Here is a 20729-nt window from a genome sequence, read left to right on the forward strand (position 1 = left end):
TCGGCTCCTCCAGGGACAGGTGCCGCATGACGACCCTGCGGGCGCTTGCCGTCCGCATCACTTCTCAGTCTGGTCGGCTTTGATACTCAGTTCCGCCCAAGCGACCTTGCTCGAACTGTGGGGCCTGCACCCCCAGCGGTCACTCATGGCGTCAACCAGCAGTAGGTCAAGGCCACTTCCGGCATCACCGGATGGAGAAGCCATGGTCGGTACAACATTGGCGATCAGCTCGGAGACGATCAGCGTGCCCGCGGCCGTAAAGGAGCTGAAGCCCCACATGTGCAGCGCCGTTGTCACCAGAAGGCGGGCTCCGCGCGCTGATTCGGGTCGGCACGCCAGAATCTCGCTGTAGCCAGGCGGACTCGTCGCACTCGGTCGAGCGGCGATCGTGTTCATGGACCTGTCTCCTCGGGAGGTGGGGCGCCCCGCCCCGGCGGGGGTAGGAGGCCGGGCTCTCTCCAAGCCGCCGAGCGGGAAATCAGCCAACCCGGGTAGCGACCGATGTTCAGTCAAAGGCTTCGGCAGGGCAGGAAGAGACTCCGAGAGGTGACCCCAAGATGGAGTCACCGAACGATTGCTGCACGTAACATCGGACCAACGCCGTGTAGGGGGACGGGCGATGGATCGCCAGACAACGAACCCGCGCGAGGTCGTGGCGGGCATGCTCGACGATGCGCGCCTGCTGGCAGCCTGCGCGGACAGGGACATGGGCACACTGTTCCGCCTGCTCAACCGCCGTGGGGTCAGCACCCGACGGCTCGCGTCGGCAATCGACATCTCGCAGGGGCGGCTCTACGACTACATGAACGGCAAAAGCCGGGTCGAGAAGCTTGTTCTCTTCGAGAAGATCGCGGATGCCCTCCATATCCCCGGTCATCTGCTTGGACTCGCTCGCAGGAAATGGGAGCCTGGGACTACTGGGGCGCACGGGTTGCACGTTCACGCTCAGCCTGAAGGCGGGGATGTGAACGCGATGAACGCCTTTCGCACGGCTGACCGGCAAACTGGAGGTGGGCGGCTCTATCAAGCGGTAGTGCAGCACCTCGGCACCCATATCGCGCCGCGCCTGGTCGCTGCCGACGGAGGTCCTCACGTATTCGCCGCAGCGGCGGCCCTTACGGAGATGGCCGGGTGGATGGCTCACGACTCCGGCCAGGACGACCTGGCCAAAAGGCATTTCACCAGAGCACTACCGCTGGCCCGCGCCTCGGGCGATCTCCCACTGTCCGCACATGTCGCCGCGAGCAACAGCCACCTCGCTCTCCAGGTCAGCGATGCGGCGCAGGCCGTGCACTGGGCCCAGACCGGCCTCGAACTAATGGAGCAAGGCCCCCGCTTACCCGCCCTTGCCGCCCGCCTGCACACCATGCACGCGCGCGCCCTCGCAGCAGCCTCCCAGCACTACGCGGCGTACCGTGCCCTGGAGCACGCCCACGGTGCGCTCGTCGCAAGGGCGGACGACGAGCACCCCTGGCTGAGCCCGTTCGACGAGGCCGCCCTGGCCAGTGAGTCGGCGCTCATTCTGCGAGACCTTGAGCAGCACGACCAGGCTCTCTTGCACGCGGAGAACGCCGTGCGGCTTCGTGAGGAGCCTCGGGCCCGTTCCTTGGCCCTGAGCCGCATCACACTGGCCAGCATTCACGTGCACCGCCGGGATCTCGATGAGGCTATCCATGTCGGCAACGACCTCCTCCGCACGAGCCCCACGCTGGGTTCCGTGCGTGTGCTACGCCAACTCGATGTGTTAAGAAGCCTCTTGGAACCCCACAAGGCCATCGCACCAGTCAGCCAGTACCTGGAGCGATTCGACGACGCGCGACGGGCAAGAATGCTCTTGCTGGCCGACATCATCTCGCCTGGGGAGGCATCCCGAAGTGAGTCCCACCCCCGCCGACCCTGACGCCTGGAACGCCTACCTCGCCGAGGGCAACGCCAAGCAGGCCCGCAAACGGGTCGCCGCAGACGTACTGCTGCGAGATCCACTCGGACGCGTCCTGCTGGTGAACCCCACCTACAAGCCGGGCTGGGACCTGCCGGGAGGCATGGCCGAAGCGAACGAGCCGCCCGAAGAGACGGTCAGGCGCGAGCTGCGAGAAGAACTGGGCCGCGACATCGACCTGCTCGGGCTCTTGGTCGTGGACTGGGTTGCTCCGCACGGCCCGTGGGACGACCAGATCGCCTTCATCTTCAACGGCGGCACTTTCAGCGACGGCGAGGCACTACAACCTCACGATCACGAACTCTCCGAGGCTCGCTTCGTCCCGCTGGAGAAGGCACGCGATCTGGTCAGCCATCGGATGCGACGGCGACTGAATGCAGCGGTGAAGGCTCTGGAGGCCGGGCGGCCGACATACCTTCGCGACGGTGCCACCAACTGGTGAGCCGAGCCCGGGCCGATACCGAGACCTCCGCACCCGGCGCTTGGAGCTTGCGACCCGAAACCCCGGCCCCGAGACCCGAGCTTCGGGACAGCCCGTCCACTCGTTCGGGGGTACGCGATCCCAGCCCCGCCCCGAAGCCCGGGTCCCCAGCTTCGGGCTTCGGGATGCGGGACCCGGGATTCGAGCGCCTTCTTTAACCGGCCGGTACAGGCGGGGGATTGGTAAAACCCCCCTGACCTCCCCACCCCGTCACGGCCGGGCAGTATGACTAATCGTGACAGCTTGCGGCGCAGCGTCACGAGTGCTTACGGTGCGAGAACCAAGCGACCCCGACGCGGTGTTGGAGCACCAGGCCGGGGTCTCACCGCAAGATCGATACCCTAGAAAGCCGATCCCATGGCTACCCAGCACCTTAGCTCCGCCCTGCCAGCCCCCGCAGTCTCCGCCGCGCACCCGATGGCCAAGCCCGGCTACGGCAAACGCTCCGCGCCGGACCAACAGGTCCGTACCCGCTACGACTTCGCTCTCCTCCCCACCCGCGAGCGCTACGTCGCCGGATTTGTCGACCACCTGCCCGAGGGTTCCGCGATGAGCGTGAAGACCCTGGCCAAGCAGCTCCCTCTCTACGGACAGCAAGCCATCAGCACCGCCCTCACCGCCCTGTCCGTCGCCGGGCATCTGCGGCGCGTACGGTGCGCGGTCGACGCGGGCCACGAAACCCGTTGGGTCTTCCGCACCTTCTGGTCCCGCACCGCACGCGACAACGAGTGGTGGAACACCTACCTCGCCACCGAGAACGCCGCCCCGGCCACGAGCCGCGCACCAGACACCCCGGCCCCGCACACCGCTGCCCCGTCACCCTGGGTCCCGGCCGAAGGCCCACCGCCCCCGGAGCCCTCCGCCCCCACCTCCGTACCGGACCAGCGCGTCCCGGCGGAGCCCCAGGAGACGGCCCCCTCGCCGGACCCGGACCAGGGCACGGTGCTAGCGACGGCACCGACCGCACCCCGCTCCCCGGCCTACCTCGCCCTGGCCCGCCTCGGCCGCAAGGACCACCGCCTGGCGTTGTCCGCCGACGACTGCGTCGCGCTGGAGGCGCAGGCAGCCGAATGGTTCAACCGGGGCGTGGACGCCGAGTACCTGATCACCGCGCTCACCGCAGGACTCCCTGACCGGGTCGACGTCCCGGTCCGCTTCGTCCGCCGCCGCCTCGCCGACAAGATCCCGCCCCGGCTGTCCGCCGACCGCACCCCACCCGTTGCCCCCGCCCACCGCGTCCTGATGGAGTGCACCGAGTGCGGCGTCCCCGGCCGCCCCGAGGCCCTCCCCGACGGCCTCTGCCGCCCGTGCCGCGCAGACCACCAGTCCGGGCCCGGTGCGACGCCGATCCGCCCCACCGGGGCACCGGCCGACGCCCCCGACGTCGGGGCGTACATCGCCGGGCTCCGCGACATGCTCAAGGCCCCCTAGTTGGCAGTGAAGGTGGTGTCGTAGGTCTGCCATGGGGTGGGTTGTCGGCAGGTGGGGCAGGAGCCGATATTGCTGGCTAGGAGGTGTCGAGGAGGGCCAAGGCCTGGTAGAGGGTCAGGCCCTGGCAGGGACTCTTGGGCATGATCTCTGTTCGGTCGGAATCTGGGCAGCGTGCGCCAATACTGAACTTGATCGGGTGATGTCGGGCTGATTGCGGGACAGCGTGCGGGCGGCGCCGGTAGTCCTGGTTGGGTGAGATATCCGCAGGGCGGCGGCTTGACCGACGCTGAAAGGATCGCGCGCGAGCGGGTCCGGCTCCAGGCCGTGGCTGGCTTCGAGGCCGGCGCAAAGAACCGGGAGATCGCTGCCTCGTTGCGTGTATCGGAGCGGTCCGCGAGTACCGGGGCCGTAAGGACGAACCGAAGGGTTTCGGCTGGAAGGACTTTCGCGACCTGATCGTCCGTGCCCACGCGCAGCTCGGCGGCCCGATCGTCCTGGTCTGGGACAACCTGCGCATGCACCTGGTCGCGCCGCTACGGGAGTTTTTCGCAGCCAACGCCACCTGGCTCACCGTCTTCCAGCTACCGACCTACGCCCCGGACCTGAACCCGCAGGAGGGCGTCTGGTCGCTGGTCAAACGCGACATCGGCAACCTCGCCGCCGCGGACCTCATCCAGATCACCCGAGCCGTGAAACGTCGCCTCAAAAGGATCCAGTACCGACCAGAGCTGGTCGACGGCTGCCTGATGGCCACGGGCCTGACGCTGGAGGGCTGACGTGCTTCAGTCCTCCCAGTTCGCGTAATCACCCATCGCGATGTCGTCACACAGGGTCTCCCATAGCCCGTTGTGTGCGAGCGCGGTGTCATCGAGGGTGGCCAGGAGCTCGCGGAGGTCGCCCGCAGCCTCCTCGAATCTGTCCTCCTCGCCTTCTTCGTAGAACGGGAAGCGGGCGATGGTGGCCGCGACGCACCGGTGGAAGGCTTCGAGGTCCCTGTTCACGTGATTGGTGGTCGAAGACTCGGCCATGGGCATGTGCACGATGCGGCGCGAAGCCACTTCGATGGCGATGTGTCCAAACAGGCCGCTGGTCCCAAAGACGACCAACCCGCTCTCGTCCATCCCGCCGAGGACCGCCGCCTCGGCCAGCGGTTAGTACTCATAGCCGATCAGCCCCGCCGGGACCCCGATCTCCCGCAGATCGGCGGCGATCTCAGTGGGCACCTCTGGTGAGCAGCCGATACGGACCACGACGTACTGGGGCAAGGACAACGGCGGCAGGTCTCGCATCACGCGGACATCATCCTCGTTCTCCCGCGTCGCGGGAACCGCGATCCGGGCCCCAGCACCATGCGGCAGACCCCGACATCACGGAGCGTTTTCAGCTTCGCCACTCCAGGGTGACGCCATGGTCCTCGCTTGAGCCCTGAAAGCTCCTCGGCTGGGCCTGCCGAGCATGGTGGGTTGTCTGTGGACAGTCGCAGGCGGTCACTTCGCTGAGGGGCTGGCTCCGCGTTTCCGGGCGGAAGACGATCTCAGGAGGAATGGAACGCATGATCGAAGTATCATCCCTGCAAGGTTCTCCGGCCCGTACTTCCCGACCTCCGCAGTGGCGTAGTCGGACAGAGGCATCCCTGTGGAGAGGACAGAGGGCGATGAGTGTGGCCGAGAGTTGGTCGCGTGTGATGAGTCTGCTTCGGGAGCACGCGCCGGCCGATCACGCGGATCTGCCCGGGCCCGCTACGGAGCAGATGCTCGCGGCAGCCGAGGAGCGGATGAGGATCTCCCTGCATGGGGACCTGCGGACGTGGCTGTTGCAGAACAATCTGGATCTGTCGGAGGAAGATTTCGACGACGAAGTGCAATGTTGCGGTTTCGATGGGTTCCCCGACGAGGGGAGCTTCTTTCTGGGCATCCGGGCGATGGAGAGGCTCTGCGCGAACCGTTCCACGCCCTGCGGATTCGACCCGCCGGACCAGCCGGACTACCCGTTCTGGCGCAACGAGTGGGTCCCGTTCCTGTCGGACCAGGACGGCTGGATGGGAAAGTTCATCGACGTGAGGGACGGACGTATCGGCAGATGGTTCGTGGGTGAGCCCACGGTCACCGGCGAGTACGCGTCACTGGCTCACTACTTCGACTCTGTGGCGGAGATGCTGACGAGGATCGGCGCGGGGGACAATCCGGTCTGTTCGGTTGCCGAAGGGCGACTTGTCTGGTCGTGAGACGGTTCCCCACTGGATGACGGCCATTGCCGATCCGTCCTCCCCCCTGGAAGGGCAATGAGCTTCATCAGCGTTGACGTTCCAGAGTGAGAAGGGCTGCGGCATTGACGGTCAGGCGGTTGGGGCTACAGCGGGCCCGGCGGAAGATCTGCCAGGACTTCAGCCTTGCGATGCTTCGTTCGACCGGTGCCCGTGCTGCTGACAGGGCCCGGTTGATCGTTCGTTGGGTCGTGGTGAGGTCCCGGTTCGGGAGCCGTCTGATCGGTGTGGTCACCCAGGAGCCGGCTCCGATGTAGGCGCGGTCGGCGAGGACGGGGACGCCCTGGCGTTCGCAGATCCGGATGATGCGGTGGGTGCGGGCCGCGGTCAGGTCGTGGGTGCGGCCGGGCAGCGCGGGTGAGATCCACAGCAGGTTGCCTGCGGGGTCGGCGATGACCTGCACGTTCACGCTGTGGCGACGGTGCTTCTGCGAGAAGTCGCTCCGGCTGTCTCCGACGCGGTCGCACTCGGCGAGCGTCCCGTCGAGCAGGACGTGCTCAGGATCAGTCTCGCGTAGGACACGCAGCAGGCCGGGCGCCCGTCGGGACAGGTGATCGATGACGGCCGTGACGTAGGCGTGGGCGGTGCCGACGGATATGCCGAAGCCGGCGGCGATCTGCGCGAGCGTGTCGTGGCGGCGAAGGTAGACCAGGCCGACGAGGACGCACTGGTGGGGCGGGAGCTTGCAGCGGCGGTCACCCTCACGGGTGACGATGAGCATGGATACCCACTCGACCCGGTCGTGCGGCAGGTCGGCAAACCAATGGGGCTCCTGTGTTGATGAGTTGAGATGTCGAACATTTCTCTCAACGGCACGGGAGCCTCGTGCGTTGCGGAACGCTGGCCCGTCACCCGATCGGTGGCCACTCTGAAAGAGCTCACGGATTCAAGCTCAATAGCGCGAACACCTCCTTGCCGAGCCCTACTGGTCCAAACCAGGTGTTTTGAATGCTGGCCGCGAGTCAGCTACGCGCTGCTGAATGACGCCGACTGGATGCCAGTAGTCCCCATCCGAACAGAACAAGAGCCGCAGTCCACGCGGGCAGACTCTCGGCGGGATAGAGCGTGAGAGCCCACCACTCAGCTGCTGGCTTCCCGGAAGGGTGGTACGCACGCCCGAGACTGGCGCTGATCAACAGGAGCAGCAGGCAGACCGCGCCGGCTGCTGCCTCGTTACTGACCCGTCGTACGACCAGAGCCACTGCGAGGAGCAGCATCAGGTTTCGTGGGATGTCCATGCCCAATATGAAGCCCAGTAGATGGGACAGCGTCACAGCGGCCGTGACGGCCGCGAGGTCCCAGCGGTCAACGCGCACGACTGCTGTCCTCTCGGGAGCGTCCAGGCGACGCTCAAGGCAGTAGAGGACGGCCCCGACAACGAGGAGCGGGGTGAAGTACTGGAGACGCGTACTGACCATGCCACCCAGAAATGCCGGTACGGGGACTTCTGTCCCGCCAAGGATCCAGCAGATCACTGCCAGCAGCAGGAGGGCCAAAGGTACGGCCCACCAGCGTCGCACGACGGAAATGTAGAGCTTCACGTCGTCTCACCCACGCAGTGGGTCTGGTCCTGGGCTGCCTTGGTGAACCACTGGGCCTGCCGCTCAGCAGGAAGTTGACGGATGCGCTCGACCTGCTTCCAGTCCTGCTCAGGGACGCTCGCCCGCACGTCTTCTTCGTCTACGCCAACGACCAATAGCGCCCAGGTGTCGGCCAAGTACGGCTGGCGGCAGTCACGTACGCCGTGGAGTGCGGCGACGCCGGCGACGGCCGACCGTGCGAGATCGACACGGAGTTGCTCAGTACTGTTCTCCGGCGACCAGTACAGGGGCCAGGTACCCGGTTCGAGATCGAGTTCATCGGAGGCCAGTCGCAGCGTCCGGGGCGAGGGCACTCCAGAGGCTCGCAGTTCTTCCAGTGCGGGTAGAGAGCTGTCGCGCAGACTGGAGGCCTTCTCCTCGTACTCTTCGGGCAGACAGAGCGTCGGCGACTTGCCGACGCAAACGGTATGGCCGACACGTGCATGCGCGAGCGGACTGTGCCCCCAGTCCGATACAAGACTCCTGCCCGTGAGGATCGTCGCTGCCAGAACGGCCACGCTCACCACGACCAGCCAAGGCCTGCGGCGGACGCCCACGATTAGCACGACAGCCACAGTGAGTCCGGCAGTGACCAGCCAGGGAACAAGGTAGACGAGTGGGTCCAGAGTGTCGGTGAGGGTCGAGTTCTCAGGTATGAAGCCATTCAGATGCCGCCATGCCGGGGCACTCATGGACTGCGGAATGGCGAGCCACACCCAGCTGCCGACCGCAGCGATCAACGCGGCAACAGCGCGTGGACACAGCAGCCCAACCACCCAGCCGATGACTATCCAGGCGCACGGGATTACCAACAGGTGCCCAACGGCGAGCAGACCAGGAGTGCTCGGCCAGACCCCGACGGTCATCCTGGTCATGATCAGGGCGCCAACGACAAGGAGGAGGTGCAGCACGAAGACCGGTCGGGACGCCCACAACCACCGGCGCACAGGACCTCGAGAGCTGACCCTCCGCAGGTCTTCCACGTGCCGCTGGCGGCCGGCTTCCCAGGCGGAAGCACCGGCCACTGCCGGAGCGATCGCCGTGATGCCCCACGAGGCGAACTCGCCCGACGCCAGGCCGTAGCCGTGAACTCCCCAGAAGTTCCCTTCCGTGACGAAGCTGTTCAGGTAGAAGAGCGCCGGGAGGATCAACCAGGGAACAGAGGACGCACGAAGATTCCCGAGAGAGATCACTGTTCCACCGATCCCAGCAGGGCCGAGTAGGCGCTCTCCAGGCGTCGCCCCGGGACACTCTGCGGATCGGCGTAGTCGGCGAATTCGGCTACTCCGCCCTGAAATCTCGGGGCCCCGTTTTCCAGGACCACAACCTCGTCGAAGGCCTGGTCCAGGTCGGCAATGTCATGTGTGGAAACGATGACGTGCACGCTGCCTCGCAGTTCGACGAGCAGATCGTGGAACCGGCGTCGCTGGGCTGGGTCCAGACCGACCGTGGGCTCGTCGAGAAGCAAGAGTTCCGCGTCATGCACCAAGGCCTGGGCAATGGCCAGCCGTTGCTGTTGCCCTCCCGAGAGGGTCCCAACCTTGTCCTTGATCTTCGTGGTCAGCCCGACACGCTCGATCGCTGTTGGAGCGGCACGCCATGCGTCGCGTTCCCGCATCCCCTTGAGCCAGCCGACGTAGGCAACGTGCTCCTGGCATGTCATTCTCGGAAGGAAGCTGGCGCGCTGGGGCAGCCAGGAGACCTTGCGCCGGTAGGACGGCAAAGTGCGGCTGTTGGTGGACCGCAACTCGCCGAAGCGGACCTCTCCTTCCAATGGAGCGTGCGCGCTGGCTCCTAGCGCGAGGAGCGTGCTCTTACCCGCTCCGTTCGGACCCAGAAGAACGGTGTTGCCCGGCGAGAAACTCAGGTCGAGTCTGTCGATGACAGGGCGTGTCCTGCGGCTGTAGCGGAACGTGCAGGACTGGTAGTGCAACGGCATGGGTCAACCTCATCGACGGAACTCGTCCGCGGCCCTGCGGGGACCGCGGGGCCGGGGGCAGTGTGATTGGTAGGAAGCGACCAGGGACCTGACCGAACCGTGGGCGCCACCAACGTCATTGACGTCGAAGTAGTAGTCCTCGGCTCCATGGTCTTTCCAGTTTCTCGTGGAGGTCGACGAGGAACTCGCGAAACACTTCGTGAACGGTGCCCTGGTGTAGTCCCTGTCAGGGAAGTTGTTGACGACCTTGTAGAGCGTGACGCTTGCAGCGGCGTTCCCTCCCGTGCACCCGGTGAATTTGATCGTGGTGCCGGTGGAGGAGCTCGGCTGGTACCACGGGCGGGACTCAGCCCGGGCCGACGCCGGACAGGCTGCTGTCCCAGCTCCCCGCCTGAGCCGGCGAGGCGAAGATACCGACGACCGTGACGGCGCTGAGCAGCGCTACGGCTGCCCGACGAACCGAGGCTCGCAGAGCCATGACACGCGCGTGGAGAGATCTCACAGGTACATCCCGTTCGCTCGCGGATCGAATCCGCGCACACGAAAGAGGAATGTCCCCCTCCCCCGGAAAGGCATGCCCGCCCCGACAAGAGCGCCATGCTCCTGTCACATGCCAAACGCTGAGATCGTAAAGTTGATAGCCGAAAATGATCAACGGCTATTTTCGGTCAGGCCTTGGAGCAAGCGACCAGCTAACAAAGCCCTACTAGCAGTCATCCCGTTCGGGCGACGCATCACCTCCTGGCCCAGGGCCCGTCGAGGTAGAGCTGAGCCGGGCCGATGAGTATCGCTCCTCGGCACGGTCGACATCGGGGAAGCAGACACACAGATGGGAGCAGCACATGGGTCAGCTGGTCGTGGTCAACTTCGTCTCGCTGGACGGTGTCATGCAGTCGGTCCTCTCCGCCGACGAGGACCGGGACGGTGGGTTCGATCAAGGCGGCTGGGTCCTGCCGTACGTCGACGAGGTGGTCGAGCGGTTCATGAGCGGAGTCACCGCCGGTGCCGGGGCGCTGCTCCTGGGCCGCAGGACCTATGAGATCTTCGCCGGCACGTGGCCGTACGCCGACATGAACGACCCCGCCGTGGCCGCGATGAACACGATGCCGAAGTACGTGGCTTCGCGCACGCTCAAGGATCTGAGCTGGGCGAACTCCATCCTCCTCGGACCTGATCCGGTGCGGGAGGTGGGCCGGATCAAGTCCGCCTCCGAGAGCGAGACGGTGGTGCTGGGCAGTGGAGGGCTGCTCGGGACCCTGATCGAGCACGACCTCGCAGACGAGTACCGGCTGCTGGTCTTCCCGCTCATCCTGGGCAGCGGGAAGCAGCTCTTCGCCGAGGGAAGGAGCCCCCGCCGCCTGGTACTCACCGCCACCCGGTCGACGCCGTCCGGCGTCCTGATCAACACGTACCGCCGCCGCACCGACGGGTGAGGGCCACTGCGGCGACCGGCGATCATGACCGGCCCGGGCGGGAAGTCTCGGATGTGAGCCCGACGGTCGGCGGGTCCGTGCCGCGCGGCTCCGAACGAGTGGACTTGCCGGGGCGCGGCCGGGATGCGGTGTGGAGCCCGTGGGGCTGATGGTGTCGTTGCCGTCCGCTCCGCTCCCCTCCATCCCCGGCCCGGAAGAGGCACGCCCCCATGCGACGCTCCCCCACCCGACGTCTGTTCGCCGCGATGCTGCTCGCGGCGTCCGTCCTGGCCCCGATGGCCGTGGCTCCCGCCCCGGCGGTCCACGCCGCCGCAGGCCCCGGCCAGCACGACCGGCACTGCGGGAAGGACCGGCGCGACCGGCACGACTGTCCGTCGGGCGGTCTCGACCCCGCGCTGACCGCCAAGCTGGACAGGACCATCGAGCAGGTCCGGAAGCAGGCCGGCATTCCCGGTGCCGTCGTCGGGCTGTGGATGCCGGGGAAGGGCAGCTACGTCCGCGCGAGCGGGGTCGCCGACAAGGTCACCGGTGAGCCGATGTCGGCCGACACCCGCATCCGGATCGGCAGCGAGACCAAGACGTTCACCGTCACCGCGCTGCTCGAACTCGTCGACGACAAGCGCGTCAAGCTGGACGACAAGATCTCCGCCTACGTCCCCGGCGTGCGCAACGGCGACCGGATCACGCTCCGCCAGCTCGCCGGGATGCGCAGCGGCCTGTTCCCGTACACCGCCGACGCCGACTTCGTGCACGACCTGCTGAGCGATCCGTACCGCTCGTTCACCCCGCGCGGTGTGCTCGCGTACGGCATGAAGCACAAGAACACCTTCAAGCCGGGCGCGGAGTTCCAGTACTCCAACTCCAACCTCGTCCTGCTCGGGCTCGTGATCGAGAAGGTCACCGGTCAGCCCCTCGACCGCGTCATCCACGAGCGGGTGCTCCGCCCCGCCCACCTGCACAACACGCTCTTCCCGACCGGGGCGGAGTTCCCCGAGCCGCACGCCCACGGTTACACCGACCAGACGCTGAGCGGCGAGACCGAGGACGCCACGGACTGGAACCCCAGCTGGGCGTGGGCCGCCGGGGCGATGATCTCCGATCTGCACGACCTGCGGCGGTGGGCCAAGGTCGTCGCCACCGGGGAGCTGCTCAGCCCTCGGACCCAGGCACAGCGGCTGAAGACCCTGCCGACCGGGTTCCCGGGGCTCAGCTACGGCCTGGGCATCTTCGACGCCGACGGGTGGATCGGGCACAACGGTTCGCTGCCGGGGTACGAGACGGTGACCGTCTACCTGCCGGCGCAGAAGGCCACGATGGTCATCATGATCAACACGGACTCCCTCAGCGGGGGCCAGGAGCCCTCCACGCTGCTCGCCCGGGCGGTCACCAAGATCGCCACCCCGGACAACGTCTACGACGGCAGCGCCTCCCGGGGGCGCAACACCCCCTGACTCCCGTGCCCCGGGGAGTGCCGGTGCGCATCCCCCGGGGCCGCGGCCTGACCGCCTCGTCGGCGATCATGGCCCGATGAGCCAGGAAACCACGGACGTGAGCGCGGCGATCGCCGCCGAACTCCAGCTGATGGACCCCACCGTGCGCGCGTCACGGCCGCTCGCCGCGCGACTCCTCGACCCGGAGTTCATCGAGGTCGGGGCCTCCGGACGACGATGGACGTACGAGGAGATGCTCGCCGCTCTCCCCGGCCTGGACGGCGGGGACGCAGACGGGAACGGGCCGCGCTTCGAGCCCTCCGGCATGACCGGAGTCGTCCTCGCCCCCGGGATCGTGCACCTCACGTACGAGTCGGTCATCGGCGGTCGCCGGGCCCGTCGCAGCTCACTGTGGCGCAGGCGGTCCGGGGAGGCGGGCGCCGGCTGGCGGATGTACTACCACCAGGCCACGCCCGTCCCCGGCCCGTGAGGCTCAGCCGAAGCGCGGAAGCACGGAAGCGCGGAAGCACAGACGGGTCGGCGGTCTGTCGCGTCCGGCCGGTCCGAGCCGTCCGCCAGCCCCTCCTGCTGCGAAAGGGGCATGAGCAGACGCACGTTGTGCCGACCAGATTGCAGATGTGATGATGTGCGCCATGTCTGACTACGAGGGCCGGGACGGCGCACAGCCGCAAGGTGGCGTTCGGAGGCCGAGGCTGGCGGATTATGCCGATATGCCTGCGGGCGGCAGGCGAGCCGACACTTCGGGGGGCCGGCCGGTCGGCCCGCCCGCCGACTCGCACGGTCCGCGGCCGGGGACTCCGACGCCAGCGCGCACGGCGACCACGGCGACCACGGCGAGAGACGCCCCGGGCGAGGATCCGGTGGTCACCAGTAGACGGCTCGCCTTCATGGCGCTGCTGGAGAAGTTCCGCGCCACACCTGTCCTGGTGCCCCTGGGAAGCCGGTCACCCGGCGCCGAAGGCGGCTTTCTGACTGCCGATATGAACGGCATCCGCTTCATCCTGGCGTTCTCCGACCAACAGGCGCTCGCCCGTTACGCGCAGGCCCAGGGGATGTTCCACAGCGAGTGGAGTTACCAGACCGTCCTCGGCGCACGGTTGCTGGACGTGGCGGTTCCAGCGGCGGGCGTTCCGTGCGGGGTCGCGCTGGACTGCGCGGACGGGGCGGAGGGCCTGGTGCTCCCGCCGGTCAAGGGAATCGTGCCCGATGAGGCCGCGATCGATCTCTACACAGAGGGATAGGGGAATCACGTGAACGGGGGAGGCGAAGACCTCAGGACCCAGGGTCTGAACCTGATAGCCAAGGGACTGACAGAGGCGCTCGGCGAGTTGAAAGAGCTGGGCATGGTCGGTCAGGCCGGAAGGGGACGCGGATTCAGCGAAATCGCGCTCTCCGGACTGGAATTGGGCAATGAAGGACTCACGGAGGAGTTCTCATCGTTCTGCGAGCGCTGGGAGTGGGGCGTCCGCTCCCTGATTAGCGAAGGCAACGGCCTCGCGGTCGCCACGGGCCTGTCCGCCGGCACGTTCTACGAGAACGAGAAGTACGTCGAGGGCACCTTCAAGGTCGTCACGAACGCGGCCATCGGCAACCCGTACGCCTCGGAGGACGAGGTCACCCAGCAGGGCTGGAAGGACATCGCCACCTCGGGCGCCTTCGGTGGGGTCGATTACAGCCAGGAGTCGTGGGATAGGGCCGGGGAGAACATCGAGCAGGGCTGGAAGGATGCCGGGCGGGATGTGATGACCTCCCAGACCATCGGACCGATGGGGCTCAGCCCGGAGAACGTGCGCACCGGGATGGGTGTCTCCGACACCGAGTACAACCGCATGCTGGACGACACGTTCGGCCCTTCTCCCGAGGCGCGCGCCGAAGCAGCGCAGCAGCAGGGGGGTGAGGGCTGATGGGCGTACTCGACGACCTCAAGGATCTCGGCGGCGGTGTCAAGGACGGCATCAACGACGGGCTCGGCGCTCTTGAAGACGGCTTCGAAGAGGGAAAGAAGCTCGTCGGAGAAGGCGTCGACTGGGGGACGAACAAGGTCGGCGACGGCCTGGACGAAGTGGGTCTGCACGGCGCAGCCGATGCCGTCCACGACTGGGGGGACGATGTCGCGTCCGACCTCGGGGCCACCCCTGGTGAGCAGCAGCTCGGCCAGACCGAGGAGGCCAACGAGCTCATCCACGGCAACCCCGGCAAGATCACCGAAAGCGCCAAGCACCTCACGGACTTCCAGTCGGCCTTCGACAAGGTCGGCCGGGGCATGCGCAGCCTCGATTCCGCGCACTGGAAAGGCGCGGCAGGTGACGCCTTCCGCAAGAAAGTCGAGATGCAGCCCAAGAAGTGGCTGCACGCGTCGGACGCCTGCGAGACCGCCGGGAAGGCGCTGGCCAGGTACGCCGACACCGTCAAGTGGGCTCAGGAGCAGGCCAAAGAGGCGGTCGTCCTCTACAAGGAGGGCAAGCTCGCCTCCGAGCAGGCGGTGAAGGCGTACAACAAGCGCATCGACGCGTACAACGCGAAAGTCACAGCGGACCAGGATCCCGGTCCGGTGCCGGAGCCCTTCAAGGATCCCGGCAGAGCCGGTATCGAGGCGGCGCGGGACAAGCTGGCCGAGGCGCGTCGGCAGCGGAACTCGGCTGCCGCGGAGGCCCGGATCAGGGTCAAGGAGGCGCTGGCCCACGCTCCTGCCGAGCCCCCGCCGCTGGACCGGCTCGGCGACAACATCGCCGACGGCTACCACGCGGTGAACACCGAGCTGACGCACGTCGTCGGTGGCGTCCTCAAGGGCGCCTCCGGAATCGTCAACTTCGCCCGTGGGCTCAACCCGCTCGACCCCTACAACCTCACCCACCCCGCCGCTTACGTCCAGAACATCAACACGACGCTGGCCGGGCTGGTGTCCACCGCGGCGCACCCGGAACGCGTCGTCCAGGCCGCGGTGGACGGGTTCAAAAAGGATCCCTCCGAGTTCCTCGGCCGCCTCATCCCCGAAATCGTCGGTACGAAGGGGGCAGGTTTCGCCCGCAGCGGAACCCGCCTGGGGATGAAGTACGCAGACAACGTTCCGGGCCCCACACCGTCCAAATGGAACGATCTGGCGAGCGGCACCAACTCGGTCAAAGAGAAGGCGATTCACTACGAGTCGGTCAATCCGAAGCGTGCTCAGGAATTCCTGGATTCCGAGTATCCCTGGCTCAAGGATGTCAACAACACCGGGCACAACGGGTACACGATGAACTGCAGTCACAATACGGTGACCGTGGATCGCCGCCTGGACGGCATCGAGGTCGGCGCGGCCCCCAAGGCCGCCGGCGACCACATTCCTCCGGAGCAGCTGGGCCTGAAGGACAGGGCCAAGGGGCACTACGACTTCGTCAATAGTTATGATGACATCATTCGCGATCTCCAGGCCCGCGGCGAGGGATCGAGAAGCGCTGTCTACATCAGCAGGCCCGACGGCTCAGCGCATGTTTTCAACGCCGTGAACACGCCGCACGGCGTCGTCTTCCTCGATGGCCAGAGCGGAACTCTGGGAAGGCTGGAGCCGAACGTCACGTCCATAGGACACATCCCTTATCGCAATGGAGCTCCCTAAATGGTAGCCAAAGACGAAGCCGTGGTCGGCGCCGCCGAATTCTTGAAGAAGGTGGCCCACCCGGACCGGGCGGACTCGGTGGTGATGCTCCCGGAGACCGCCATCGAGTTCGCCTACGGCTGGACCGTTCGTTTCGACTTCAAGGAGCACATCGAAACAGGAGATTTCGCTCAGGCACCCTTCTCCTCCGTGGTCGTCGTTCCGCATGACGGGTCCGCCGCCCACTTCGCCCCCACGTTCCCGCCGCCGGCCGAATACATGGCCCTCCAAGCCTCCGGCAACTGGCCGCCCCAGAAAGGGCAGTAGCATGCTCCGCCCCGACCAGCAGGCCGCAGCCTGGCTCGCCGCCACCTACCGCGGGCTCGCGGAACCGGCGGCACCGCACCCGGTGGCCGAGTCGGCCTCGGCCTGGCTCATGGCCTGCCGGACCGTGCAGCAGCCGGGGTTCCCGCAGACCCCGATGCTGGCGTCCTCCGTCGTCGTGCCCAAGGACGGCAGCTCCCCGTTCCATCCCGCACCGAGCGCCCCCCTGGCGGATCTGGAGCCCGCCGCGTCGTACGACGCGGCCGTCGCCCGGGTCCAGAACCAGGGGCGCAGGATCAACGCCCGGGGCGCTGTCGTGGCCCTGCACTCGGCGATCGGCAAGAGCCCTTCCACAGCTCTCGCCTGGCAGCCGTCGGACGAGGCTCCCGGCTGGTGGAGCAGGCTGACCCGCCGTTACTTCCCGGAGTTCGAGCGCGTGAGCGTGAACAGCTGGGACGAGATCGTGAAGGCGGTCGCGGAGCACGGGCCCGACAGCCGTGGCCTGGTGTGGGTGCGCCGTGAGATCGGCGGGCCGGAGGCGACGGGCAATCTGGTCTACGCGCACAACCACCAGGGGCAGGTCGTCTTCTTCGACGGCCTGACGTCGTCCCTCGCCCGGTTGGACACCGACCAGGTGCGTGAGCTGGTTTTCGTCAGGGCCCTGCCGGAGGCGCTGAGGGTTCCCCGTAGGCCGTGGGAGCAGGAGGCCCACGACTTCGAGGCGGCGGTCACCAAGGCACGGCTGTGGCTGGAGAACACGTACGGAGGCAAGGCGCAGCTGGTCGGACCGGCCACCGGCGACGAGACCCGGCGGGGCTGGGTCTTCTCCTGCGACACGCGACGCCATCAGGAGAGCGGGCGCTGGCAGGACACCATGCTCGACGCGACGCTGGTCGTCCCCAAGGACGCCTCCGAGCCGTTCGGTCTGCCGAACGCGGACCCCTGGAACTGGCTGGCCCACTGGGACGCCGGCGGACGCCCCGGCACCGGGACGTTCCCCGCGTCGCCCCCGCCCGGCCGTGCCGACTGGTTCGAGTCGACCCTCGCCCAGCTCGGGACCGTCCTGTCGACGTCGGACCACCAGGTCTGGTCCTCGGCGGTCGACGAACTGTCGTCCTTCCCGGCCGGCTCACGGGCCCTGATCTGGATCCGCCGCACGGACGGCCGGGGCCGTGAGGCCGTGGGGTGGCTCGTCAACGGACTCACCACGGCGGACGGCGTACTGCTCCTCGACGGCTCGTCCGACGAACCCGTGTCGTTCGACCCGACCGGGGTCCACACGCTGCACGTGATCCGGTACCGCTGAGGCTCACCCCAGCCCCTCCTCCACCAGCGCCGCCCACTGCGCCACCACCCGGGCCCGCCGGGCGGTGTCGTCGGTGAGGAGGTTGGCCAGGCCGAGGCCGCGGGCCATGTCCAGGAGGCCCTGGACCGTTTCGCGGGCCCCGGGGCGGGACTCGTCCGCGCGCAGGAGTTCGACCGCGATCCGGTGGGTCTCGCGGCCCACCCGCGCCTCCAGCTCCGTGACGCGCGGCCGGAGCTGGGCCTCGTTGGAGGCGGCCACCCAGAGCTGGAGCGCGGCCCGGAACAACGGGCCCGTGTAGAGGTCGACCAAGGCCGCGACCACCGCCGCGCGGCCCTGGACGGGGAGCGCGCGCAGGGCGGCGGAGCGTTCCTCGGCGACGTACTCCACCGCCCCGGTGAACAGGTCCTCGCGGGTCGGGAAGTGGTGCTGGGCCGCGCCGCGCGAGACGCCGGCGCGCTCGGCGACGACGGAGACGGTGGAGCCCGCCCAGCCGTGTTCGGCCAGGCAGGCCACCGCCGCCTCCAGGAGCCGTTGCCGCGTCGCCCGGCTGCGGTCCTGCTTGGGCGCGTGCACCGCTTTGGAGGTGGAGGAGGAGGTCACCGCACCCATGCCGGGTCCCGTCGTTCGAGGAAGGCCGTCATCCCCTCCCTCGCCTCGTCGGAGGCGAACAGCGCTGCTGATCGGGCGATGAGGTCTTCGGCGTACTGGTCGAAGCTCCTCAGCACCGTAGCCGTGACCAGCTCCTTCGATGCGGCCAGCCCCTGCGGTGAGGCCCGCCGCAGACCGTCCAGGACCGGTTCGAGCGCCTCGTCCACGTCCTCGGCGGCCTCCGTGACCAGCGCGATCCTGGCCGCCTCCACCGCGTCGAACCGCTCCCCCGTGAGGTAGTAGCGGTGCGCCGCCGTACGGTCCAGGCGGGGCAGCAGGGTCAGGGAGATGACCGCCGGGGCCAGGCCCAGACGGGACTCGGTGAGGGCGAACGACGACGCCTCGCCCGCCACCGCGATGTCGCAGGCCGCCAGCAGGCCCAGGCCGCCCGCCCGGACGTGGCCGTCGACCCGGGCCACCACCGGTTTGGGCAGCGCCACGATCTCCCGCATCAGGCCCACGAACGCCTCCGGGTCCGGCGGCGCCGTCAGGTCCGCCCCGGCGCAGAACGTCGTGCCGGTGTGGGTCAGCAGCACCGCCCGTACGGTGTCGTCCGCCGCGCAGGCCGCCAGCGCCTGGCGCAACGCGCCCACCAGGGCCGCCGAGAGCGCGTTGCGGTTGGCCGGGGAGTCCAGCGTCAGGGTCGCGATGCCCCGGTCCCCCGTACGTACGATCAGCGTCACTGTTCCTCCGTCTTCTCCCGGTCGCGCAGCTCGCGCCGGAGGATCTTGCCGGAGGCGGCCCGGGGCACCGCCTCGATGAACTCGGCCCGCCGCACCTTCTTGTACGGGGAGACGCGTTCGGCGACGTACGCCATGACGTCGTCCTCCGTCAGCCCGTCCGCCGCCGGACCCCGGACCAGGAACGCTTTCGGGACCTCGTTGCCCTCCGCGTCGTACACCCCGATCACCGCCGCGTCCGCGACCTGCTCGTGGGTCAGCAGCAGGGCCTCCAGCTCGGCGGGGGCCACCTGGTAGCCCTTGTACTTGATCAGTTCCTTGACCCGGTCCACGACGTACAGCCAGCCGTCCCCGTCCGTCCGGCCCACGTCGCCCGTGTGCACCCAGCCGTCCGGGTCGATCATGTCGGCGGTGGCGTCGGGGCGGCCCAGGTAGCCCTTCATGACCTGCGGACCCCGGATGAGGATCTCGCCGTCCGTCCCCGGCTCCACGTCCTTCGCCGGGTCCTCCAGGGACACGATCCGCATCTCGGTGCCCGGCAGCAGCTTGCCGACCGTGCCCGGCGGCGGCTGCTCGACGGAGAGCGGCACCACGTGCGTCCCCGGCGACAGCTCCGTCATCCCGTAGGCCTGCCGCACCGGCGGCACGCCCAGCCGGGCCGAGCAGGCGGCGGCCAGGTCGGCGTCGAGCGGGGCGGCGGCGCTGACGATGTACTGGAGCGAGGAGAGGTCGTACTCCCCCACCAGCGGGTGCTTCGCCAGCGCCAGCACGATCGGCGGGGCCACGTACAGGCCGGAGATGCGGTGCGTCTGGATGGCCTCCAGGAACTGCGCCAGGTCGAAGCGGGGCAGCACGACGACCGTCGAGCCGCAGCGCAGCGGGACGTTCATCAGGGCGGTGAGGCCGTAGATGTGGAAGAACGGGAGGACGGCCAGGATGCGGTCGCCCTCGCCCATGGGGATGAAGGGTCTCAGCTGCTCCAGGTTGGTCGCGATGGAGCGGTGCGTCAGCATCACGCCCTTGGGCGTGCCCGTCGTGCCGGAGCTGTACGGGAGGGCGGCGACGTCCTCGCCGGGGTCGATGGCGACCTCCGGTTCGGGGGCGGTGGAGGACAGCATGTCCAGGATCGAGGTGTGGCCCTCGGCCTGGTCGCAGACGTAGATCTCCCGTACGCCGCCGGTCAGTTCGGCCGCGCGGCGGGCGGTCGCCAGGAGCGGGGAGACCGTGACGATCCACTTCGCCCCGCTGTCGGCGAGCTGCTTGGCGAACTCCTCGGGCGTGGCCAGCGGGTGGACCGTGGTGACGGAGGCCCCGGCGCGGGTGGCCCCGTAGAAGACGGCGGGGTAGGCGATGGTGTTCGGGCTGTGCAGGGCGAGGACGTCGCCCTTCCGGAGCCCCGCCTCGGCGAGCGCGGCGGCGATGCGCCGGTGGAAGCCGTCGAGCTGGGCGTACGTGAGGGAAGCGCCGCTCGTCCCGTCGATCAGGGCGACGGTGTCACCGAACCCGGCGGCCCCGCCGAGGACCGCGTCGTGGATGGGCGTGTCGAGGGCCGGTACGTCTGCGTACTCGCTGCGGAACACCATGGCGGTCCCCTGTCGTCGCGGTGGACCGCGCCGCCCGGGTGGCGGCGCGGGACGCCGTGCGGGTGTGGAGGGTCAGAATCACCCCTGTGGGGGA

23 protein-coding genes are annotated in these 20729 nt (G+C 68.2%); 13 read left to right on the forward strand and 10 right to left on the reverse strand.

Annotated features, from left to right (window positions below; translation table 11 throughout):
* Positions 1–57 precede the first annotated feature (57 nt).
* Positions 58–396, reverse strand: a complete 339-nt coding sequence (locus tag ACFWRV_RS09995; protein WP_384330995.1) for a hypothetical protein — start codon at positions 394–396, stop codon at positions 58–60.
* A gap of 223 nt (positions 397–619) precedes the next feature.
* Between ACFWRV_RS09995 and ACFWRV_RS10000 the strand changes: the two genes are divergently transcribed.
* The 4 genes from ACFWRV_RS10000 (at position 620) to ACFWRV_RS10015 (ending at position 4627) form a co-directional block, all read left to right on the forward strand.
* Positions 620–1900, forward strand: coding sequence for an XRE family transcriptional regulator (locus tag ACFWRV_RS10000; protein ID WP_384330998.1), 1281 nt, complete (start codon positions 620–622; stop codon positions 1898–1900).
* Positions 1875–2381, forward strand: a complete 507-nt coding sequence (locus ACFWRV_RS10005; RefSeq protein WP_384331001.1) for an NUDIX domain-containing protein — start codon at positions 1875–1877, stop codon at positions 2379–2381. The genes ACFWRV_RS10000 and ACFWRV_RS10005 overlap by 26 nt, the downstream gene beginning before the upstream one ends.
* A gap of 396 nt (positions 2382–2777) precedes the next feature.
* Positions 2778–3851, forward strand: coding sequence for a MarR family transcriptional regulator (locus tag ACFWRV_RS10010; protein ID WP_384331004.1), 1074 nt, complete (start codon positions 2778–2780; stop codon positions 3849–3851).
* A gap of 494 nt (positions 3852–4345) precedes the next feature.
* Positions 4346–4627: a transposase gene (locus ACFWRV_RS10015; protein ID WP_384331360.1), complete on the forward strand. Its 282-nt coding sequence runs from the start codon at positions 4346–4348 to the stop codon at positions 4625–4627.
* A gap of 6 nt (positions 4628–4633) precedes the next feature.
* Here ACFWRV_RS10015 and ACFWRV_RS10020 read toward each other — a convergent pair whose 3' ends face one another.
* Positions 4634–4972 (reverse strand): SUKH-4 family immunity protein, encoded by a 339-nt coding sequence (locus ACFWRV_RS10020; RefSeq protein WP_384331006.1) that lies wholly within the window; start codon positions 4970–4972, stop codon positions 4634–4636.
* A gap of 30 nt (positions 4973–5002) precedes the next feature.
* Positions 5003–5143, reverse strand: coding sequence for a hypothetical protein (locus tag ACFWRV_RS10025; protein WP_384331009.1), 141 nt, complete (start codon positions 5141–5143; stop codon positions 5003–5005).
* Between the two features lie 362 nt (positions 5144–5505).
* On the opposite strand from ACFWRV_RS10025, the gene ACFWRV_RS10030 reads away from it, so the two are divergent.
* Complete coding sequence (locus tag ACFWRV_RS10030; protein ID WP_384331012.1) at positions 5506–6075, forward strand: SMI1/KNR4 family protein; 570 nt, start codon at positions 5506–5508, stop codon at positions 6073–6075.
* A gap of 67 nt (positions 6076–6142) precedes the next feature.
* On the opposite strand, the gene ACFWRV_RS10035 is transcribed toward ACFWRV_RS10030, so the two are convergent.
* The 4 genes from ACFWRV_RS10035 to ACFWRV_RS10050 form a co-directional block, all read right to left on the reverse strand.
* On the reverse strand, positions 6143–6835 hold the full coding sequence (locus tag ACFWRV_RS10035) for a transposase family protein (RefSeq protein WP_384331015.1): 693 nt from the start codon (positions 6833–6835) through the stop codon (positions 6143–6145).
* A gap of 241 nt (positions 6836–7076) precedes the next feature.
* Positions 7077–7655, reverse strand: a complete 579-nt coding sequence (locus ACFWRV_RS10040; RefSeq protein ID WP_384331018.1) for a hypothetical protein — start codon at positions 7653–7655, stop codon at positions 7077–7079.
* Complete coding sequence (locus tag ACFWRV_RS10045) at positions 7652–8845, reverse strand: hypothetical protein (protein WP_384331021.1); 1194 nt, start codon at positions 8843–8845, stop codon at positions 7652–7654. The genes ACFWRV_RS10040 and ACFWRV_RS10045 overlap by 4 nt, the downstream gene beginning before the upstream one ends.
* Positions 8846–8883: 38 nt before the next feature.
* A complete protein-coding gene (locus ACFWRV_RS10050; protein WP_384331024.1) occupies positions 8884–9633 on the reverse strand; it encodes an ABC transporter ATP-binding protein in 750 nt (249 codons plus the stop codon).
* A gap of 842 nt (positions 9634–10475) precedes the next feature.
* Between ACFWRV_RS10050 and ACFWRV_RS10055 the strand changes: the two genes are divergently transcribed.
* The 8 genes from ACFWRV_RS10055 to ACFWRV_RS10090 all read left to right on the forward strand — a co-directional run bounded on the left by ACFWRV_RS10055 (position 10476) and on the right by ACFWRV_RS10090 (position 17724).
* Complete coding sequence (locus tag ACFWRV_RS10055; RefSeq protein WP_384331028.1) at positions 10476–11066, forward strand: dihydrofolate reductase family protein; 591 nt, start codon at positions 10476–10478, stop codon at positions 11064–11066.
* 209 nt (positions 11067–11275) lie between these two features.
* Positions 11276–12517, forward strand: a complete 1242-nt coding sequence (locus tag ACFWRV_RS10060) for a serine hydrolase domain-containing protein (RefSeq protein WP_384331030.1) — start codon at positions 11276–11278, stop codon at positions 12515–12517.
* Between the two features lie 76 nt (positions 12518–12593).
* Positions 12594–12986, forward strand: a complete 393-nt coding sequence (locus ACFWRV_RS10065) for a DUF4440 domain-containing protein (RefSeq protein ID WP_384331034.1) — start codon at positions 12594–12596, stop codon at positions 12984–12986.
* 391 nt (positions 12987–13377) lie between these two features.
* Positions 13378–13758: a hypothetical protein gene (locus ACFWRV_RS10070; protein WP_384331037.1), complete on the forward strand. Its 381-nt coding sequence runs from the start codon at positions 13378–13380 to the stop codon at positions 13756–13758.
* A 9-nt stretch (positions 13759–13767) separates the two neighbouring features.
* Positions 13768–14421: a hypothetical protein gene (locus ACFWRV_RS10075; protein ID WP_384331040.1), complete on the forward strand. Its 654-nt coding sequence runs from the start codon at positions 13768–13770 to the stop codon at positions 14419–14421.
* Positions 14421–16115: a putative T7SS-secreted protein gene (locus tag ACFWRV_RS10080; protein WP_384331043.1), complete on the forward strand. Its 1695-nt coding sequence runs from the start codon at positions 14421–14423 to the stop codon at positions 16113–16115. The genes ACFWRV_RS10075 and ACFWRV_RS10080 overlap by 1 nt, the downstream gene beginning before the upstream one ends.
* The gene (locus ACFWRV_RS10085) at positions 16116–16421 is read left to right on the forward strand and encodes a YrhB domain-containing protein (protein ID WP_384331046.1); all 306 of its coding nucleotides are present in this window, start codon (positions 16116–16118) and stop codon (positions 16419–16421) included.
* Position 16422: 1 nt separating this feature from the next.
* Positions 16423–17724, forward strand: a complete 1302-nt coding sequence (locus tag ACFWRV_RS10090; RefSeq protein ID WP_384331049.1) for a YrhB domain-containing protein — start codon at positions 16423–16425, stop codon at positions 17722–17724.
* A 3-nt stretch (positions 17725–17727) separates the two neighbouring features.
* On the opposite strand, the gene ACFWRV_RS10095 is transcribed toward ACFWRV_RS10090, so the two are convergent.
* The 3 genes from ACFWRV_RS10095 to ACFWRV_RS10105 are packed head-to-tail and all read right to left on the reverse strand — an operon-like array spanning position 17728 to position 20635.
* Positions 17728–18333 (reverse strand): TetR/AcrR family transcriptional regulator, encoded by a 606-nt coding sequence (locus tag ACFWRV_RS10095; RefSeq protein WP_384331052.1) that lies wholly within the window; start codon positions 18331–18333, stop codon positions 17728–17730.
* Entirely contained in the window at positions 18321–19055 is a 735-nt protein-coding gene (locus ACFWRV_RS10100; protein WP_384331055.1) for an enoyl-CoA hydratase family protein, read from the reverse strand. The genes ACFWRV_RS10095 and ACFWRV_RS10100 overlap by 13 nt, the downstream gene beginning before the upstream one ends.
* A complete protein-coding gene (locus ACFWRV_RS10105; RefSeq protein ID WP_384331058.1) occupies positions 19052–20635 on the reverse strand; it encodes a 4-coumarate--CoA ligase family protein in 1584 nt (527 codons plus the stop codon). The genes ACFWRV_RS10100 and ACFWRV_RS10105 overlap by 4 nt, the downstream gene beginning before the upstream one ends.
* Positions 20636–20729: the final 94 nt, after the last annotated feature.

Source organism: Streptomyces sp. NPDC058576, from assembly GCF_042718715.1.
GTDB lineage: Bacteria > Actinomycetota > Actinomycetes > Streptomycetales > Streptomycetaceae > Streptomyces.

Bases quoted from the DNA above. Each gene is read 5' to 3' on its own strand.
- ACFWRV_RS09995 (WP_384330995.1), bottom strand. From the start codon at position 396: ATGAACACGATCGCCGCTCGACCGAGTGCGACGAGTCCGCCTGGCTAC.
- ACFWRV_RS10095 (WP_384331052.1), bottom strand. From the start codon at position 18,333: ATGGGTGCGGTGACCTCCTCCTCCACCTCCAAAGCGGTGCACGCGCCC.
- ACFWRV_RS10085 (WP_384331046.1), top strand. From the start codon at position 16,116: ATGGTAGCCAAAGACGAAGCCGTGGTCGGCGCCGCCGAATTCTTGAAG.
- ACFWRV_RS10000 (WP_384330998.1), top strand. From the start codon at position 620: ATGGATCGCCAGACAACGAACCCGCGCGAGGTCGTGGCGGGCATGCTC.
- ACFWRV_RS10090 (WP_384331049.1), top strand. From the start codon at position 16,423: ATGCTCCGCCCCGACCAGCAGGCCGCAGCCTGGCTCGCCGCCACCTAC.
- ACFWRV_RS10055 (WP_384331028.1), top strand. From the start codon at position 10,476: ATGGGTCAGCTGGTCGTGGTCAACTTCGTCTCGCTGGACGGTGTCATG.
- ACFWRV_RS10030 (WP_384331012.1), top strand. From the start codon at position 5,506: ATGAGTGTGGCCGAGAGTTGGTCGCGTGTGATGAGTCTGCTTCGGGAG.
- ACFWRV_RS10080 (WP_384331043.1), top strand. From the start codon at position 14,421: ATGGGCGTACTCGACGACCTCAAGGATCTCGGCGGCGGTGTCAAGGAC.
- ACFWRV_RS10050 (WP_384331024.1), bottom strand. From the start codon at position 9,633: ATGCCGTTGCACTACCAGTCCTGCACGTTCCGCTACAGCCGCAGGACA.
- ACFWRV_RS10035 (WP_384331015.1), bottom strand. From the start codon at position 6,835: ATGCTCATCGTCACCCGTGAGGGTGACCGCCGCTGCAAGCTCCCGCCC.
- ACFWRV_RS10020 (WP_384331006.1), bottom strand. From the start codon at position 4,972: ATGGACGAGAGCGGGTTGGTCGTCTTTGGGACCAGCGGCCTGTTTGGA.
- ACFWRV_RS10065 (WP_384331034.1), top strand. From the start codon at position 12,594: ATGAGCCAGGAAACCACGGACGTGAGCGCGGCGATCGCCGCCGAACTC.
- ACFWRV_RS10105 (WP_384331058.1), bottom strand. From the start codon at position 20,635: ATGGTGTTCCGCAGCGAGTACGCAGACGTACCGGCCCTCGACACGCCC.
- ACFWRV_RS10010 (WP_384331004.1), top strand. From the start codon at position 2,778: ATGGCTACCCAGCACCTTAGCTCCGCCCTGCCAGCCCCCGCAGTCTCC.
- ACFWRV_RS10060 (WP_384331030.1), top strand. From the start codon at position 11,276: ATGCGACGCTCCCCCACCCGACGTCTGTTCGCCGCGATGCTGCTCGCG.